Annotated in this window: 19 protein-coding genes; 6 read left to right on the plus strand and 13 right to left on the minus strand. The window is 66.0% G+C overall.

Annotated elements, in window-relative coordinates; all coding sequences use genetic code 11:
• Positions 1–26: 26 nt before the first annotated feature.
• A complete protein-coding gene (locus PDM29_RS18640) occupies positions 27–1,901 on the plus strand; it encodes a DUF885 domain-containing protein (RefSeq protein ID WP_311191527.1) in 1,875 nt (624 codons plus the stop codon).
• A gap of 89 nt (positions 1,902–1,990) precedes the next feature.
• The gene (locus PDM29_RS18645; protein WP_311191528.1) at positions 1,991–2,767 is read left to right on the plus strand and encodes a DUF2092 domain-containing protein; all 777 of its coding nucleotides are present in this window, start codon (positions 1,991–1,993) and stop codon (positions 2,765–2,767) included.
• 179 nt (positions 2,768–2,946) lie between these two features.
• Here PDM29_RS18645 and PDM29_RS18650 read toward each other — a convergent pair whose 3' ends face one another.
• Complete coding sequence (locus PDM29_RS18650; RefSeq protein WP_311191529.1) at positions 2,947–3,201, minus strand: hypothetical protein; 255 nt, start codon at positions 3,199–3,201, stop codon at positions 2,947–2,949.
• 11 nt (positions 3,202–3,212) lie between these two features.
• Between PDM29_RS18650 and PDM29_RS18655 the strand changes: the two genes are divergently transcribed.
• From PDM29_RS18655 to PDM29_RS18665, 3 genes are read left to right on the plus strand one after another with little or no spacing between them, the layout of a single operon-like run.
• Positions 3,213–3,380 (plus strand): hypothetical protein, encoded by a 168-nt coding sequence (locus tag PDM29_RS18655; protein ID WP_311191530.1) that lies wholly within the window; start codon positions 3,213–3,215, stop codon positions 3,378–3,380.
• 13 nt (positions 3,381–3,393) lie between these two features.
• A complete protein-coding gene (locus PDM29_RS18660; RefSeq protein WP_311191531.1) occupies positions 3,394–4,401 on the plus strand; it encodes a DUF1254 domain-containing protein in 1,008 nt (335 codons plus the stop codon).
• The gene (locus tag PDM29_RS18665) at positions 4,401–4,577 is read left to right on the plus strand and encodes a hypothetical protein (RefSeq protein WP_311191532.1); all 177 of its coding nucleotides are present in this window, start codon (positions 4,401–4,403) and stop codon (positions 4,575–4,577) included. The genes PDM29_RS18660 and PDM29_RS18665 overlap by 1 nt, the downstream gene beginning before the upstream one ends.
• A 2-nt stretch (positions 4,578–4,579) precedes the next feature.
• Here PDM29_RS18665 and PDM29_RS18670 read toward each other — a convergent pair whose 3' ends face one another.
• The 10 genes from PDM29_RS18670 to PDM29_RS18715 form a co-directional block, all read right to left on the minus strand.
• Positions 4,580–6,841 (minus strand): patatin-like phospholipase family protein, encoded by a 2,262-nt coding sequence (locus tag PDM29_RS18670; RefSeq protein WP_311191533.1) that lies wholly within the window; start codon positions 6,839–6,841, stop codon positions 4,580–4,582.
• Complete coding sequence (locus PDM29_RS18675) at positions 6,832–7,995, minus strand: BamA/TamA family outer membrane protein (RefSeq protein WP_311191534.1); 1,164 nt, start codon at positions 7,993–7,995, stop codon at positions 6,832–6,834. Before PDM29_RS18675 ends, PDM29_RS18670 begins: the two co-directional genes overlap by 10 nt.
• 114 nt (positions 7,996–8,109) lie before the next feature.
• Positions 8,110–8,655 carry a DUF4136 domain-containing protein gene (locus PDM29_RS18680; protein ID WP_125362113.1) on the minus strand — a complete coding sequence of 182 codons (546 nt, stop codon included), beginning with the start codon at positions 8,653–8,655 and terminating at the stop codon, positions 8,110–8,112.
• Positions 8,656–8,756: 101 nt separating this feature from the next.
• Positions 8,757–9,308, minus strand: a complete 552-nt coding sequence (locus PDM29_RS18685) for a hypothetical protein (protein WP_311191535.1) — start codon at positions 9,306–9,308, stop codon at positions 8,757–8,759.
• Between the two features lies 1 nt (position 9,309).
• A complete protein-coding gene (locus PDM29_RS18690) occupies positions 9,310–10,128 on the minus strand; it encodes a DUF2092 domain-containing protein (protein WP_311191536.1) in 819 nt (272 codons plus the stop codon).
• A 12-nt stretch (positions 10,129–10,140) separates the two neighbouring features.
• Positions 10,141–11,112, minus strand: a complete 972-nt coding sequence (locus PDM29_RS18695; RefSeq protein WP_311191537.1) for a SphA family protein — start codon at positions 11,110–11,112, stop codon at positions 10,141–10,143.
• Positions 11,109–11,522, minus strand: a complete 414-nt coding sequence (locus tag PDM29_RS18700; RefSeq protein WP_311191538.1) for a DUF1622 domain-containing protein — start codon at positions 11,520–11,522, stop codon at positions 11,109–11,111. The genes PDM29_RS18695 and PDM29_RS18700 overlap by 4 nt, the downstream gene beginning before the upstream one ends.
• A 13-nt stretch (positions 11,523–11,535) precedes the next feature.
• Complete coding sequence (locus PDM29_RS18705) at positions 11,536–12,462, minus strand: formylglycine-generating enzyme family protein (RefSeq protein WP_311191539.1); 927 nt, start codon at positions 12,460–12,462, stop codon at positions 11,536–11,538.
• A gap of 68 nt (positions 12,463–12,530) precedes the next feature.
• A complete protein-coding gene (locus PDM29_RS18710; RefSeq protein ID WP_311191540.1) occupies positions 12,531–13,043 on the minus strand; it encodes a YidH family protein in 513 nt (170 codons plus the stop codon).
• Positions 13,043–13,465, minus strand: coding sequence for a hypothetical protein (locus PDM29_RS18715; protein ID WP_311191541.1), 423 nt, complete (start codon positions 13,463–13,465; stop codon positions 13,043–13,045). Before PDM29_RS18715 ends, PDM29_RS18710 begins: the two co-directional genes overlap by 1 nt.
• 123 nt (positions 13,466–13,588) lie before the next feature.
• Here PDM29_RS18715 and PDM29_RS18720 point away from each other — a divergent pair, with 123 nt between their 5' ends.
• A complete protein-coding gene (locus PDM29_RS18720; RefSeq protein ID WP_311191542.1) occupies positions 13,589–14,767 on the plus strand; it encodes a hypothetical protein in 1,179 nt (392 codons plus the stop codon).
• On the opposite strand, the gene PDM29_RS18725 is transcribed toward PDM29_RS18720, so the two are convergent.
• Both PDM29_RS18725 and PDM29_RS18730 read right to left on the minus strand, forming a co-directional pair.
• Entirely contained in the window at positions 14,747–15,169 is a 423-nt protein-coding gene (locus PDM29_RS18725; RefSeq protein WP_311191543.1) for a response regulator transcription factor, read from the minus strand. The two genes, PDM29_RS18720 and PDM29_RS18725, sit on opposite strands and share 21 nt — an antisense overlap.
• 221 nt (positions 15,170–15,390) lie before the next feature.
• Positions 15,391–16,038 (minus strand): response regulator, encoded by a 648-nt coding sequence (locus PDM29_RS18730; RefSeq protein ID WP_311191544.1) that lies wholly within the window; start codon positions 16,036–16,038, stop codon positions 15,391–15,393.
• Positions 16,039–16,043: the final 5 nt, after the last annotated feature.

The raw sequence follows: 16,043 nt of genomic DNA on the forward strand, positions 1-16,043 counted from the left end.
CCACCTGCCCGCCCGGAACGCCGCCTGTGAAGCCACGTCCGTCCGCCCTCGCCTTATGCCTTGCCCTCTGCACCGCCCTGCCGCCCGGCATCGCCCTGGCCCAGGACGAACCGGTGGCCACCGCCGCCGAAGAGGCCAGCGCCTACAACACCCTGCTGGACGCGCAGACCATGGCGGCAATCAACGCCGATCCGGAACTGCGCACGCTGCTGGGCCTCAATGGCGGACCGGCCGGTGACACCTCAGACCAGCTCACCGACGTGTCGCTGGAACGGCGCGCGATCAACCGGCAGATGCTGGCCGACAATCTGGCCGCGTTGAAGGCCTGGAAAGGCCCGCCGCTGGATGCGCAGCAGCGGCTGAGCGACGGCCTGGCGCGCTGGTTCTACCAGTCACAGATCGACCTGATGGCGGTGCCGTGGAGCGCGGCATGGCTGCCGGTGGGCGGCAGCACCTATGCCATCGACCAGTTGTTCAGCCTGCCGGTGAACCTGCCGCAGTTCTTCGACAATCAACACGCGGTGACCGACCTCACCAGCGCCGAGCACTACATCGCCCGCTTGAACGCACTGGGCCCGAAGCTGGACCAGGTGCTGGCAAACGCCGACCTGCAAGCCGAACACGGTGTGGTGCCGCCAGAAGTCGCACTCGAGGGGGCGGCCAACCAGTTCCGCACGCTGCTGGAACCGGCCCCGAAGGACAGCCTGTGGGTGACCTCGTTCCGGCGCAAGCTTGAAAAGGTACCCTCGATCAAGCCGGCCGAACGCGCAGCGCTGGTCGCGCAGGCCATTGCCGCCGTCAGCACCTCGGTGAATCCCGGCTACCAGCGCCTGCTCGAGCGCAGCGAGGCGCTGTTGGCCACGCATCCGGGCAACACCGGCATGTGGTCGCTACCAAACGGCGATGCCTACTACGATGCGGCGCTGCGCTGGTACACCAGCACCAACCTGGGGGCGGACGCGATCCATCAGATCGGCCTGAATGAGGTGGCCCGGCTGGAAACGGCGATGGACGAACGTCTGCGCCAGCTCGGCCTTGAAGAAGGCAGCGTGGCCGAACGCGTGCAGGCGCTGGCTGCGGACCCGCGCTACACCTATGCCGACAGCGACGCCGGCCGCGCCGAGGTGCTTGCCGACATCGAAAAGCGCCTGCGTGCGCTGGACCCGATCCTGCCGGACTACTTCGGCCTGCTGCCGTCACAGAAGCTGCTGGTTCAACCGGTACCAGCGCACATGCAGGCCACCTCACCCGGCGGTTACTACTATCCGCCGGCGATGGACGGCTCGCGCCCGGGTACGTTCTTCATAAACCTGGGGGACATGAAGGCCAATACGCGCTGGAGCGTGCCGACGCTTACCTATCACGAAGGGGCACCGGGACATCACTTCCAGATTGCGATTGGCCAGACCCTGGAGCACCTGCCGATGCTGCGCCGCAGCCTCAACCCCAGTGCCTTCAGTGAAGGCTGGGCGCTGTATGCGGAACAGTTGATGGCCGAGGCCGGGGTTTACGAGGACAACCCGGCGGGCGACCTGGGCCGGCTGCAGGCCGAGATGTTCCGCTCGGTGCGGCTGGTGCTGGACACCGGCCTGCACCGCAAGCGCTGGACGCTGGAGCAGGCGATGGCCTACATGCAGGAGAAAACCGGCATGACCGAGGCCGAGGTGCGGGTGGAAGTGAACCGGTATCTGGTGCAGCCTGGGCAGGCGTCGTCGTACAAGATGGGGCATCTGCGTTTGCTGGAGCTGCGCGAGCAGGCGAAGCAGCAACTGGGAGATCGCTTTGACATCCGCCGGTTCCATGACCTGATTCTGGGCAATGGGGCGATGCCGATGACGGTGGTGACGCAGGCGGTGGACGCGTGGGTGGCGGAAGGCGGGGGGAACCCTCCCCCTCGGTAATTTTACTGGTGGCTCCTCGGTGTATCTCCGCTTGTTCGTGCCGCCCGGCCTGCGCAATGTGACGCTTTGGGACGGACACGGAGCGTGCCATGCACTCATTGCGTCGCTGCCTGATGGGCATGGTGATCCTGACCGCCGGGTTGCTGGCCGCCCCGGCGGCCTCAGCAGCCGCAGATCCTGCCATCGACCCCGCCGCGATCACGGCGGTAGAACAGATGGGCAAGGCGCTGCGGGCGCTGCCGAAGTTCGCACTCACCGCCAGCACGCGCACCGAATACGTGCTGGATGATGGCCAGAAGCTGTCGCTGGCGGGAACGGTGAACTACAAGGTGCTCGGCGCGGACCACTTCTTCGTGGAGATTCTCAGCGACCAGCAGCACCGGCAGCTGTTCTACGACGGCCACACCCTCACCCTGTTCGCGCCGCGCCTGAAGTACTACACCACGGTGGAGAATCTGGATCGCAGCAGCCAGGCGCTGGTGGCCGATGCGGCCACCGAGCTGGGCGTGGAGTTCCCGCTGGCGGACCTGTTCCTGTGGGGTACGCTGGCCTTCCCGACCACCTCATTCCAGTCCGCCTTGAAGGTCGGCAGCGAAACGATTGAGGGCGACGCCACCGACCATTTCGCGTTCCGCCAGCCGGGCGTGGATTGGCAGGTGTGGATCTCGCGGCGTACGAATCTTCCACGCGAGGTGCAGATCACCAGCCACAGTGACCCTGCCCTGCCCACCTATCAAGCCACACTGGACTGGGATACGCGGCGGGCGATCAGCACGGCGGATGTGACCTTCAAACCCGGCGATGCAACCCGCATCGCCTTCGTGCCGGCGGTGGCGGTGGTCGATGACACGGCGGGAGGTCGCTGAGATGGCCATCCTCTCGTTGCGACACACGCTGCTGAGCGCAGTGCTGGTATCCCTTGCTGCCGCCACGCTGGCACCGGATGCACACGCGCGGCCGGGGTTGCGTGGTTTCGCGCACCCGTCCATCTCGCACGCCGGTGGCTTTGGCGGCGGTGGCTTCAGCGGTGGCGGGCACGGCGGCTTCACTCCGCATCCCGGACCGGGCCCTGCGCCTCGTCCGGGCCCCGGTCCACGTCCGGGTCCGGGTCCAGGGCCGGGTCCACATCCTGACCCTGGTCCGCACCCTGGGCCTGGCCCTGGTCCCCACCCTGGCCCTGGACCGCATCCGCCAGGTCCGGGTCCGGGTCCCGGCCCTGGCCCTCATCCGCCGGGTCCACGTCCGCCGCCGCCTCCACCTCCGCCGTACTGGGACCATCCGTTCTGGGACGCGGCCGCATTCGGTGCGGGCGTGGCAGTGACCTCAGCCATGATCGGCTCGATCGTGTACAGCCTGCCTGCCGACTGCACCACCGTCATCGTCAACGGCATCGGCTACCAGCAATGCAGCAATGGCTGGTACCAGCCGCAGTACATGGGAACCACGGTGCAGTACGTGGTGGTGGACGCACCGCAATGAAGGGAGCACGACCATGCCACGACTGAAGCGCACGGCCTTTGCGATGGCGCTCGCGGCGACCGCGCTCGCCGGTCTGCCGGGTTGCCGTCCGGCGTCGATTGCGCGGGCGACGACGCCGAGTACCGGTGGCGCGTTGGCCGGTGCATCCGAGCTGCCTGCACGACGAGCGCTGGCGCGGGAGCTCTATGTGGCGGGTGTTCCGCTGCTGGCGCGTTATGCGGTGGTGCATGCGCGGAATATTGATCGTGGTGGTGCGGAGTATCAGGGGCCGTTGAATGTGTTGCATTGGGTGACGGATTCCGCGGAGAGCAGCCGGGCAGAGCCCGGCTCTACGGTGTCCGCGAGTCTGGATCTGCGCGCCGAGCCGGTGGTGGTGCGCGTGCCTGCACTGCCGGCCGAGCGCACCTACGTGTTGCAGTTGACCGACCTGCAGGCGTCGGTGCCGGCGCAGATCAGCAGCCGCAGCACGGGCAACCAGGCCGGTGATTACCTGGTGGTGGGCCCGGGCTGGCACGGTGAGGTACCGGTAGGCATCGTTGATGTGATCCATGCCGATACCACATTGGTCAGTGTCAGCGGTTGGGTGCAGGGGCTGGACAGCGATAGCGCACGGATCCAGCAGACACTGCAGCGGGGCTTTCAAGTGAAGCCGCTGTCCCGGCATCTCGCCATTGCGCCACCGCCCGCCACGCTCGATGACTGGCCGCAGCCCTTGCCTGCCGATATGGCGCGGCATTCGGCGCTGTTCTTTGCACAGCTGGAGGCCTTGCTGTCGTTCGCACCGGCGCAACCCGGCGAGGTGGATATTCGCCAGCGCCTGCAGCAGTTGGAGGTCACTCCACGCAGCACACTGGCGCAGGCCGCCACCCGCGCCCTGCGCGAAGGCATGGCGGACGGGCAGCGCGAGATCGACCAGCGCCGCGCGGCACTCAGTGGCTGCGATGCTGGCGACGCGGATGCCGCGCACAGCGATGCCATCACGCGTGCCTGTGCCGCGCAGCGCACATCGCAGGAGGGGTGATGCCACAGCATCCCTGGCTCTGGATGGCCGCGCTGTTCCTTGTGCCGTTGATGGCGGCGCTGGTGGTGAGCCTGATCGTGCGCAAGCGAGGGCTGCGCGCGAATGCGGTGCTGGCGTGGTTTGTGCTGGTGTGCTGGATCGGGGCGCTGACGGTGATCTGGTTGCAGGTTACGTGACGTTACAAGGTCTGGCCCAATTCGATGAACACCACGCGTTCGCCGCCTTCGCGCATGCCCATGCCGAAGATCAACGGGCCAATCCAGGAATCGAAGCCGAGGAACAGGCTGCCGTTCCAGATACCGTCTTCCAGCGACATGTCGCTGCGCCGCTGCCAGGCGTTGCCGTATTCCACGGTGCCACCGACCTGCGCCGAACGCCCCAGCACTTTGCCCAGCTCATAGGTGTAACCCACAAACCCCAACGCGTAATGCTGTCCGGTCAACTGGTTGTGCTGGAAGCCGGCCAATCGCCAGCGTCCGCCCAGCCGGTACAGGTTCTGCACCGGGGCCTCACCGGAAGCCGTGACGTGATAGCGCAGCCCCAGCTGTACCGCCTGCTTGCCGAACGGGAACGCGCCGACAGCGTCCAGATCGACCTGCCCGAAGCGGGTATCGGCCCCCAGCGCCTCGCGCGACTGGTAGGTGCCCAGGGTGGCCAGGAAACCGTCACGCGGGAAGTACAGGCTGTCGATGTTGTCGTACGTCGCGCTGGCGGTGAACGCACCTTCGTCGAAGTCGGTGCGCGGTATGGTCGGGTCACCCACCTCGACCTTGGCATTGCCGCGATAGCGCTCCACCCCAACACGCAGGGCAAGAACGTTGGATACCTCGCGCACCAGGCCGATCGACGCGCCCGTGCGCTGCACCCGGAACCGCGCGATCTTGTTGTCATCGTCATCATCGAACAGGTTGAAGGACCGGGTCTGGAAGCCACCCGCGGCTTCGAAGCCGTAACGATTGTGCAGGTCGAACGGATGGTAGTAGCTGCCGGTCAGCGCCGGCTCGCTGCCCACCTGCAGGGTCACCCGCGCTTCGGCCCCATACGGCGACAGGGGTGCGAACAGCAGCCCGGCGCGCAGGTTGCTTTCGTGGTTGCCTTCAAAGTCGTTGCTGATGGTCCAGCCGGCCTGCAGATAGGCGGGGCCATTCGGCTTGGCGCGTGCGCTGATGCGTACCCCGGCCTGGCCGTCGCGCTCGATCTGTTCGTAGCTGAAGCTCGCCAGGGTATCCATGCCATAGCCGCGCAGGATGCCTTGCTGCATGGCTTCGCTATCCAATGGTTTGCCCACCTCCACCGGCAGGTAGGACAGCAGCACGGCATCGGCATAGCCGGTCTGGTTGTCGACCTCGATGAACGCAATCGGCGCGGGCGCGGCCGACACCGCCCGCTGCTGCCGGGCCACCTGCCATTGCTGATATGCCGCGGACGGCTGCGAGAAGGCGCGCAGGGCCGGAGCAGCAGCATCGGCAGCCTGCTGGCCGATCTGCAATGCCAGGGGGGCCTTGTTGAAATCACCGGTAGCCACCTGCCCGGTCAGCGGTGGCGTGATCAGCAGATCCTGTGCTCCCAACGTAGCCAGTTGCTGATTCGCGTTGCGAGTGGTGAGGAAGCCACTGAGCTGTCCGATCACATCCAGCAGGCTGGCATCCTGGTCCAGCTCGCTCAGTGGCGTGCCCACGTCCACGGCGATGACCCGCTCGGCCCCCATGGCGCGCACCACGTCCACCGGCACGTTGTCGGCGACGCCGCCATCCAGCAGCACGCGACCGTCAACGCTCACCGGACGGAAAATGCCGGGCAAGGACATGCTGGCGCGCATCGCCATCGGCAGGTTGCCGTGCGACAACACCACCGCCTGGCCGGTATTGAGGTCGGTGGCCACGGCGCGATAGGGAGTCGCCAGCTTGTCAAAGTCACTGCTGATGCGGCTGCCGCCGGTGGCGCGCTCGAACAGCGCGATCAGGCGTTCGCCCTGCGACACACCGCCGGACACCTGCACGCGTTTGCCGGCACCGCCCAGGCCGATGCCCACCGCCGTCATCTGGGTGTAGTCGTCGCCCTTGCGACGCAAAGAACGATCGCGGCGCGGCAGGGTGTCGCTGAACATCGCCATCCATTCGGTATCCAGCACCACCTGCTCTATCTGCGCCGGGCTCTGACCCGAGGCATACAACGCACCTACCAGCGCACCGGCGCTGGTGCCGGCAATGCAGTCCACTGGAATGTTCAGCTCCTCCAGCTTGCGCAGGATGCGCACGTGGGCAATGCCACGCGCCCCACCTCCACCCATCGCCAGGCCAATCCGCGGCCGGGTGTCACCGGCCACGCGCACGCCGCAACTGTTGCCGGTGGGCATGTTGACCACGTCCACCGCCTGCGCCGCTGCGGAAGCGCACAGCAGCGCGAACAATGCGATCCATCGAGCCACGTTCAGCGCCATGGCGAGCCCACCTGGATGTAGAAGGTTTCATCCTCCGGACCCCATGCGTAGTCGACGCCCACGTGCATACCCAGCTTGCGGGCGATCAGATAGCGGAAGCCGGCTCCCTTGGCCACTTCGTCGCTGCCCTCGCTGAAACTGTTGTGTCGCCCCCAGGTCCGCCCTGCCCCCACGAAGCCGACCAGCGCCCAGCGCGAGGTCATGTTCCAGCGCAGCTCGGTTTCCAGCACCGCCGCGCGGGTGTCCTGATAGCGCGCCGACCCGATACCGCGCAGGTCGATGTACGGCAACCGGTAGAACGGAATGTCACCGTTGGCCCAACGTGCATCCACGCGCCCGCCCAGCACGAAGGCCTTGCCCAGCGGCCAGTAGCCGTAGGCGTGCCCGCGATAGCTCTGAAACGCATTGTCGCTGCCGATGCCCGGCAGGTAGGCATTGCCCTCGATCATGCCCAGCCAGCCGCTGGACGGGCTGAAGGTGTTGTCGCGGCTGTCGTACTCCAGCGACAGCCCCAGCCCCGAACTCTTCGACGCCAGCTCGCGCGGGGTGAAGTTGCCCCGGTCCGAGGCGACATCGAAGCCGATGTCCATGTCCATGTAGATCCAGGCCAGACCCAGATAGAGATCGCGCGTTCCCAGGCGACGGAAGCCCTGCTGGAACGACACAATGCCATCCACGTTGTAGTCGATCTCCAGCGGCGGCAGTCGCCGCCCCGGCGTGTGATAGGCCAGGTTGAGGGATGCTTTGGCGACGCCGCCGCGATAGCGCCAGCGGTCATCGTCGAAATGCAGCGACGCACCTACGCCATAGAATTCACTACCGTTGCTGGTACGTGCGCCACCGGCACCATACAGATTCGGGCGGGTCACCGTCGCACCCTCTGACCCTGGGGCAGTAGCACCACCGTGCGGCCGCTGGAAGAAGGCCAATGCCAAACCGCCGCCATTACCCAGTGCGGGGTCGGTGATGATGATCGGCACCGGCAGAAAACCGCGATGATCCAGCAGCCAACGCGACATGTCGAAGCGGCCGTCTTCAGGGTCGCGGAACATCGACGCTTTCGGAGCATCAGAAGCTGGGGGCTGCGCCTGGGCCGCTACGACAAAAGGCAGCAGTACCAGGCAGGCGATGATCAACGGTGAGCGGATCGACACGGCATCACCTCGTGCCGCGCTGCACCCGCGCGGAAGGGAGTAGAGATGCACGGCGTCGCGTCGCTGGGGAGGGAGAGCCGCGACGCGACGCCGCGCGGTGAACCGAAGCGCGGCTCAGCGTGCCGCTGCGCTGCCCGGCGGGAAGTCGGCGAACATCTTGTCGAGTCCCGCTTCAACGGCCGCATTCACCCGATCGGTGGAACTGGGCACGGTGCCGCTGGCCGACCCGCGCCACACCGCCTGCTTGGTGCGCGAATCGAACATGTCCACCACCAGGGTGCCGACGTCATAGGTATGCACGGTCGTCGTGGACGAGGCCATGCCCATGCCGCCGCCCCAGCCACCGCGCCAGCCCCAGCCGCCCATGCCGGTGCCGGTGTAGAACGTGTCCAGGGTCTGGCGCTGGCTGTTGGCGATGTTGGCGACCAGCGCGATGTCACCATTGGGGGCTTCGGTCAGGCCGCGCGCACGCAGCCGCGCATCCACCCCATCCACGATCCGCTGGACCACCAGTGGCGACGCGCCCTGCGGCTTCTGCGCCCAGCTGTAGGTCTTGAAGGAGGCAAAGTTGGCGCTCGGGTCATGGTCGGTGCGCACCGTGGGCGACGACGCACAGGCCACCAGGCCGGTCGCCAGAACAGCAAGGACGAAGGCTTTCATCACAGCAGGCTCCAGCGTCGTGAACAGGGTTTCAGGCTAGCGCTCCGCCACCGGCCGGAGCATCCGCATAACTACGCAGAACGGGCAGAAAAACTACCGGTTCAGCGCGGGGCGTTGATCACCACGTACTGCACGCTGGTGCCGGCGTAGCGCGGCTCATACCAGTCGTTCCCGCACTGCTGGTAAGCCACGCCGTTGATCACGGTGGTCACGCAGCTGGGCGGCAGCGAATACACGATGGACCCGATCACTGCCCGCGTGACTGCCACACCCGCCGTCACGGCGGCAGCAGTGGCAAAGGGATGGTCATCCCAGTCGTTCCAGTGGTCGTCATGGTCGTAGTGGTGATCCACATCGACGTGGACGTCACGGTCGATGTTGCGGTTCACATTCCGGTTCACGTCGCGGTTGCGGTCGATGTTCCGGTTGTGGTCGATGTTGCGGTTGGCACCGCCGCCGGCAGGCCGGTTCACCGGATGATTCGCAGGTCGCTGGGCGGCACGGTTCACATTGGCGTGCGCCGAGGCGCGTGCACCACCGCCGCCGCGATGCCCGTGCTGGGCCGACGCGGTTTCGAACATCGCCGGGGCCAGCCCCAGCGCGGCAGAGGCCAGCGCCGTCAGCAGCAGCGTTCTTACAGAGGGCATGCTCATCTCAGTTCTCCGCGTCAGGCGCAACAACGGCAACAGCCACCGGCACCAGCTTGATCCGATGGGCGTCCGCCGGCGGGGTGAAGACGAATGCGCTATCCGGCACCGGCGTGCGGGTATCCCAGCGCAGGCGGGCCCGGTACTGAGGCTGCGCCGGGTCATCCAGCGAATTGATGATCAGCTTCACCGGCAGTGAGCTCGCCTTGGAGATCCACACCTGCCAATCCACGCCGTCCTGCTGGAAGGCGTACTGTTCAATCGGCTGACCGTCCTGGGTGCCGCCGCCAATATGCCGTGCGCTGCGGATCAGGCTGCTGGGGGCTTTATCGGTGCCCCACAGGAACATGTCCGCCAGCGGAAACTCGATGTCGTAGCGCGTGGCGGCCTGTTCCACCAGCTCGCCCAGGGTCGCATGCAGGCCGTCCACCTGCGCGTAGTACTTCAGCTTCGGGGCATACACCGTGAGCGCCTTGCCGTCATAGATCAGCTGGCGCTGCTGGCGGTCGCTGTCGAGCGCCACGAACACCTGGTTGGGTCGTTTGACCCGGTAGCTGACCTTGCCGTCCAGCTCGATCTTCTGCCCGTCCTCCAGTACCACCTCGGTACTGGCATCGGAGGTCAACGAAAATTGATTGAGTGCGCGCAATGCCGCGCCCATGCCTTCAAGTGCGGCCAGCGCGTCGGGGTCGCGTTCGGATGCGGGTGCTGACGTAGCGGTTGCGGTCGCTTTGGGCGTGGCCGCCTGCGCGGGCAGGCCCAGCGTGCCCAACCCTGCCAGCAGCAGGCAGGTGGCGGTGCTGAGTGCAGTTGTGGAACGGATCATGCGCTTGTCTCCTTAGAACCCAGCACTGATCGACACGCTCCAGGGATCCCCCTCGAAGCGGTTGCGCACGCTGAATTCACTGATGTAACGGAACGAGATGTCCAGGTGTTCGCCCCCGGACCACTTCTTGCCATAGGTCAGCACTGGGCCTACGCCCCACGAGCGTCCTTTGAACCCATTCAACTGATCGGCCAGATCGCTGTCGTCGTCCTGCACCTGCTGGATCCACCCGGCCGCCGCGCCAAAACCCCAGCCGCTGGGCGTGCGTTTCACCAGCAGTGCGTCGGTACGCAGTACCAGGCCGTTCTTGTAGTCGGTGTCGTCATTGCGGCTGTACCAGTCGAACGCGCCCAGCACGCTGAACTCCAGCGTGCCCTGCTGGAACAGATGGGTGTAGCCGACGCTGGGCGACAGCGTCCAGACATTCAGACCGGGGTTGGCAAGGTTGTCGGGGTTGTACTTCGCGGTCGGGGCGTACACGTACAGCCCCATCGAGACATGCTCGACCTCGCTGATGTGATAGCCGGCAATGAACGGCGCGAAGTACACGTCGAACAGGTTGGAGGCGCTGTCGCTGACCCGGATCTGGTTGCCCAGCGGGCCCTGCAAACCGGCATCGATGTCGGCGTCGATATAGGGAACCGTCAACATCGAGGCGAAGTTCCAGCGCCCGGTTTTGGTGGGCCACACGTACACACCGGTGGCGGCGGTGAGGCTGACATCCGCCTCCAGACCGAGCGAAACACGCCCCGCGATAGGAGCCGAACGACTGCCGCTGATCTTGCCGTCATAGCCGATGTAGCTCAGCGACCACTGGAAGCCGGGCTCGGGTGGAATGACACCGGCATAGGGGGTGATCTGCATGCCCGTGATGGAGCGACCCAGCGCCCCTTCGGTCGCCTGCGCTCCGCCTGCAAGCACCAGCATGGTCAACGCCAGCAGCGCCATGGCTGGCCGCACGCGGCGGAATCGGACCTCGTTCATGACTTCACCTCCAGGGGTGGCGTTGTGTGGTCTTCACGTCCCTCGCGACGCTCTCTTACCCGGCGCTGACGCTCGCGTATTTCGGCGATGTCCTTTTCCAGGAAGTAATTGAGGAAGGTCCGGATCACGGCGATTGCTGCGAGCTGGCCGATGCTGTCCCAGCTGGTGTAGATGGCCGACTCCAGAATGTCCGCGGCCAGCTGCACCGACAGGCCGGCCACCAGCCAGCGGCCGTATTCCAGCCAGATCGAGCGTCGCTGGTCGCCATCCGCATCGCCGCGGATCAACAGCCAGAGGCCCTGGAAGAACAGCTTCACCGTGGCCAGCGTGATCAGAATCAGCGCCATGAACTCGATCAGGGTGACGATGGGTTCGGTGATCGTCACCAGCACTTCGTGCAGTTCGAACATGGCAGGCTCCTGGTCAGCCGCGCTCGACGCAGCGGAAGCCGACGTGGCAGGTGGTGGTATCCACCGGCTGCGCCATCCGTGCGGCGGGCCGGTAGCGGCGGCAGTAGTTCGGCGCGCACAGGTGCGAGCCGCCCTTCATCACCCGACGTGGAATGGACACGGGGTCGCGCGGGTCGCGGCTACCGTCACGCGTGCCGCCACGCGGGTTCTCGATCGCGCAGCAGGGTTTGCCCTGCAGCACGCCATGGTGCTGGTACCAGTCGCCGGTCCACTCCCATACATTGCCGATCATGTCGTACAGGCCGTAGCCATTCGGCGCGAAGCTGCCAACCGGTGACGTCCAGCGGTAGCCGTCCTCGTCGAGGCTCTGCCACGGGAACTCGCCCTGCCAGGTGTTGGCCTGATGCCGGCCGCGCAAGGTGAGCGTGTCTCCCCAGGCGAACTCCTCCCCGTCCCGGCCACCGCGCGCGGCAAACTCCCATTCCGCCTCGGTGGGCAGGTCCTTGCCGGCCCACGCAGCATAGGCGAGCGCGTCGTCGAAACCGATATGCACCACCGGGTGATCATCCAGCCCGGCCAGGCTGGAATCCGGCCCGCGTGGGTGACGCCAATCCGCACCGGCAATGTACTGCCACCAGTTGTGCGTGTTGCGCATGTCCACACGCTGCGTCGGTTGTATGAACACCACCGACGACGGCACCAGCAACGCCGGATCCGCGCCCGGATAGTCGCGTGGGTCAGCGGGCTTTTCCGGCGCGGTCACATAGCCGGTCTCACTGACAAAGCGTGAGAACTCGCGGTTGGTCACCGGGTAGCGGTCAATCCGGAAGGCCGCCACTTTTACTTTGTGCGCCGGCGCTTCTTCCGGATAGTGGTCGTTGGACCCCATCAGGAACACGCCACCGGCGATGTCGACCATGTCATCCACGACCGCATTCATGGGCAACCCCGTGCGTTGAACGGCAGCGTTGCGGGGAACAGGCACTGTGTCATCGAAGCGCTCCATGGTCAGCCGAACGGCCAGGTGTTGAAGCTCATGCTGGTGATCGCCGCCAGCCCCAGCAGCCACAGCAGCCCGGCGGTGATCAACGTCAGCGAAATGGGGTAGTGGCTCTCGCCGTGGACGAGCCCTTCCTTGATCATCAGCTCGCGCTCCTTACGCAGGCCCTGCATGTAACGCAGGTGATAGACGATGCCCAGGGTCAGCATCACCAGCCCCAGCATTACCAGTGCCATGCCGAAGTTGCGCGGCGCTTCCGGCTTCAACGTGCTGCCCGGCAGCTCCAGCACGTGGCCGAAGAACTGGAAGATGGTGAAGCCGAAGCCGATCAGCGACAGCGCGGTGCGGATGATCGACATCAGCGTGCGGTCGGCGCTCATGCGGGTGCGCTGGAACGACATGCCGGTGCGCCGCGAGGACAGTTCCAGCGACGCGGCATCGCTGCTGCCGAGAATCTGGCTGGCACGCTCGATGTTCAGCGCACTCGTCTCCAATGCACGGGTCGGATCCTGCTCGGTCATCATGCATCTCCTCGTTGCTTGATCCAGCGCCCCGCCAGCCGCCGGAACGGGCCGCGCAGCAGCAGGTAGGGAATGAAGGCCAGCAGCACCGCCACCACGAACGCCTCCAACGGGTACGGGAAGCCACCAAACGTGCGGATCTGGTAGATCACATCCATCGCCACACCCAGCAACAGAATGCGCGCTGTGGCACTTACCCCATCGCGCAGTACCGTCCTGCGTTCGATGTAGCCCGGTGCATGCAGCAGCCGTTGGAAGTACGGACCACGCCCGGCGCGGGCATCACGCATGCCATCAATCAAGGCCGTGATCAACGCCATGATCGGCTGCAGGAACAGACGGAAGGTCATGACCCCGTCGGTGCGTGCGATGAGGTCGGACCAGAACCGGGTCAGGAAATCGATCACCAGAAGCATGTTCATCGGCCGCTGCACTGGGCCTTTAGAGTCGCCTGCGTGCACAGCTTCGGCATCGGGAGACGTACTGCACTGCATCCAGTATTTTTACTGCTCCATCGCGCCGGCAGCCCGGCGCTATGCTGACGCATGGGCGCCTATCACTATTCGCTGATGCGCGGTGGTCTGGTCCACCGCCTGCTGCACGCCAGTGGCACACTGCAGCGTACCCGCCATCTTTCAGTCTGGCTGGCGGTGCTCCTGCTGGTGCTGGCGCTGGTGCCCCTGCTGCTGTTGACCGCGCAGGCGGGCACCCTGTGGCCCACACCCGAGGCGGCACCCGGACATATTGCCCTGCTGGCCGACTACGATACGCTGGCGCGCCTGCTGATCGCCCTGCCCCTGCTGGTGCTGACCGCGCCGCGCGCCGACGCCCTCCTGCGCGGTGCGGTGCGCCAGCTGACCCGCAGCCATGTGGTGCACGCGGTGCGCGCGCCACGTCTGGAAGCTTTGCTGGAGCACGTGCGCACCCAGCGTGACAGCTGGTTGCCGGAAGCGGTGTGCCTGGCGCTGGCGTTTGCCCCGGCGTGGTCCGGTGCACCGGTGGCGGGCGTGCTGCCAGGGCTGGACGACTGGCGCTTCCACGGGGCCAGCCCAAGCGCGGCCGGCCTGTGGTTCTCGGCCGTGGCCGTACCCCTGCTGCGCCTGTTGCTGCTGCTCTGGTTCTGGCGCTTCCTGCTGTGGACGCTGGTGCTGTGGCGGCTGCCGCAGGTGGGGCTGGATCTGCATCCACAACACCCGGACCGGGCCGGCGGTCTTGCCTTCCTCGGCCGCGCGGAGATGCGCTTCAGTCCACTCGCTGCCGCGGGCGGGATCATGCTGGCGGGCGCGTTTCTCAATCAGATGCTGCACCAGGACCAGACTTTGTACGGCCTGCGCCACCTGATCGCCGGCTACGTGATCGGCTCGACCCTGCTGCTGATCGCGCCATTGCTGTTGCTGGCACCGGCATTGATCCATGCCAAGCGGCATGCGCTGTACCGTTTCGATGCGCTGGGCAGCCGTGCCGCACGCGTGTTCGACCAGCGTTGGCGGGTGGGTGGCGAGGCACGCGCGGACGGCGACTCGTTGCTGGACCACAATGATGCGTCGGCCTACTGCGACTTCGGCGGCGTCTATCAGGGTGTCTCGGCGATGCGGGTGATACCGCTGTCGCGCTGGAACATGCTTGGCCTGGCGCTGCCCGCGCTGGCCCCGATGCTGCCGTTGCTGCTGGTGGCGATGTCGGTGGATGAACTGGTGGCCAAGCTAATGGGCCTGCTGGCCTGACGACCGTAGTGTCCGCAGCGAATGGGAAAGATAGGTCTCACCCTGTAGCGCCGCCTGCACTGCCGGCAGCAGGTCTTCGCCTGCATCGGCCTTCAGCACATAACTGCAGGGACCCAGCGCCATCGCCCGGGCCACCATCTGCGGTTCTGCATGCACCGTGGCAAACACCACGCCCAGCACCGGGCGCTGTGCCCGCAGCTGCCGCACCGCTTCAAGCCCATCCAGTTGCGGCATGGCGATGTCGGTCACCACCACGTCGGGCAGCATGCGCTGGGCCGCGTTCAGCAGCGAGGCTCCGTCCTGGACCAGTCCGATGACGTCGTAGGCATCGGTCAGCAGTCCACGCAGTTGCCGGCCCATGGCGGAGCCGTCTTCAGCCAGCAGCACCCGGACTGCGCTCATGCTCTTCCGCCATCGCCCACCGAGTCTTGATGGTGGGCGGCGCTGCGGACACCGGCAATGGAAAAACAACGGGACGGCGGCAAGTAAAATTACTGCCGGATGGTCCGCGATGACACGCATGGCGTGTCACTACGCGTCGGCAACACACCGATGGCGTGTCATTACCGGTCTGCGGCATCGGTGGCGGACAACGGTAGTGACGCGCCATGCGCGTCATCGCGTCAATGCCGGATCAAGCCTTCCAGCTCGGCCTTGCGCACCAGTTCCAGCGTGCCATGCACCCCCAGCTCCTGCATGATCGCGTACTTGTGCGATTCGATGGTGCGCACCGACACCCCCAGCTCATAGGCAATCTGCTTGGAGCGCAGGCCGCGCGCCACGTATTCCAGAATGCGCAGCTGCTTCTCGGTAAGCAGATAGCGCGGCCGCCCGGTGCTGACGATCGCATCCGCGGCCAGGGTCGGAGTGACATAGGTCCGCCCGTCCATCACCCCGTCCAGGGCGCGCACCAGCTCCTCACCGGCCGCGCTCTTGAGCACATAGCCCCGGGCACCTGCGCGCAGTGCCTGCGCCGCCATGTTGGTCTCATCGTGCATGGTGAGAAACACCACCGGCACGTCGTAGCCTTCCTCGAGGATCACCCGCATCGCATCGATGCCACTCAGGCCGGGCATGCTGATGTCGGCGACCACCACATCCGGCGGATCGCGCCGCACCGACTCCACCAGCGCCTCACCCGAGGTCACCAGTTCGATGTTGTCGAAACGACCCACCAGCAACTGCTCGATTCCCTGCGCGACCACCCGATGGTCGTCGGCCAGAACCACCCTGCGATAACGACATTCTTCCTGCACCTGCAAGGCCTGCATAGTCG

Source organism: Stenotrophomonas oahuensis (assembly GCF_031834595.1).
GTDB classification, from domain to species: Bacteria; Pseudomonadota; Gammaproteobacteria; order Xanthomonadales; family Xanthomonadaceae; genus Stenotrophomonas; species Stenotrophomonas oahuensis.

Excerpts from the sequence above, each read along its gene's own strand:
- PDM29_RS18700 (WP_311191538.1), bottom strand. The coding sequence starts at position 11,522 with ATGTTCGAACTGCACGAAGTGCTGGTGACGATCACCGAACCCATCGTC.
- PDM29_RS18665 (WP_311191532.1), top strand. The coding sequence starts at position 4,401 with ATGCCACAGCATCCCTGGCTCTGGATGGCCGCGCTGTTCCTTGTGCCG.
- PDM29_RS18720 (WP_311191542.1), top strand. The coding sequence starts at position 13,589 with ATGGGCGCCTATCACTATTCGCTGATGCGCGGTGGTCTGGTCCACCGC.
- PDM29_RS18730 (WP_311191544.1), bottom strand. The coding sequence starts at position 16,038 with ATGCAGGCCTTGCAGGTGCAGGAAGAATGTCGTTATCGCAGGGTGGTT.
- PDM29_RS18725 (WP_311191543.1), bottom strand. The coding sequence starts at position 15,169 with ATGAGCGCAGTCCGGGTGCTGCTGGCTGAAGACGGCTCCGCCATGGGC.
- PDM29_RS18685 (WP_311191535.1), bottom strand. The coding sequence starts at position 9,308 with ATGAGCATGCCCTCTGTAAGAACGCTGCTGCTGACGGCGCTGGCCTCT.
- PDM29_RS18670 (WP_311191533.1), bottom strand. The coding sequence starts at position 6,841 with ATGGCGCTGAACGTGGCTCGATGGATCGCATTGTTCGCGCTGCTGTGC.
- PDM29_RS18705 (WP_311191539.1), bottom strand. The coding sequence starts at position 12,462 with ATGAATGCGGTCGTGGATGACATGGTCGACATCGCCGGTGGCGTGTTC.
- PDM29_RS18645 (WP_311191528.1), top strand. The coding sequence starts at position 1,991 with ATGCACTCATTGCGTCGCTGCCTGATGGGCATGGTGATCCTGACCGCC.
- PDM29_RS18650 (WP_311191529.1), bottom strand. The coding sequence starts at position 3,201 with ATGCGGCCGCGTCCCAGAACGGATGGTCCCAGTACGGCGGAGGTGGAG.
- PDM29_RS18715 (WP_311191541.1), bottom strand. The coding sequence starts at position 13,465 with ATGAACATGCTTCTGGTGATCGATTTCCTGACCCGGTTCTGGTCCGAC.
- PDM29_RS18710 (WP_311191540.1), bottom strand. The coding sequence starts at position 13,043 with ATGACCGAGCAGGATCCGACCCGTGCATTGGAGACGAGTGCGCTGAAC.
- PDM29_RS18680 (WP_125362113.1), bottom strand. The coding sequence starts at position 8,655 with ATGAAAGCCTTCGTCCTTGCTGTTCTGGCGACCGGCCTGGTGGCCTGT.
- PDM29_RS18695 (WP_311191537.1), bottom strand. The coding sequence starts at position 11,112 with ATGAACGAGGTCCGATTCCGCCGCGTGCGGCCAGCCATGGCGCTGCTG.
- PDM29_RS18690 (WP_311191536.1), bottom strand. The coding sequence starts at position 10,128 with ATGATCCGTTCCACAACTGCACTCAGCACCGCCACCTGCCTGCTGCTG.
- PDM29_RS18660 (WP_311191531.1), top strand. The coding sequence starts at position 3,394 with ATGCCACGACTGAAGCGCACGGCCTTTGCGATGGCGCTCGCGGCGACC.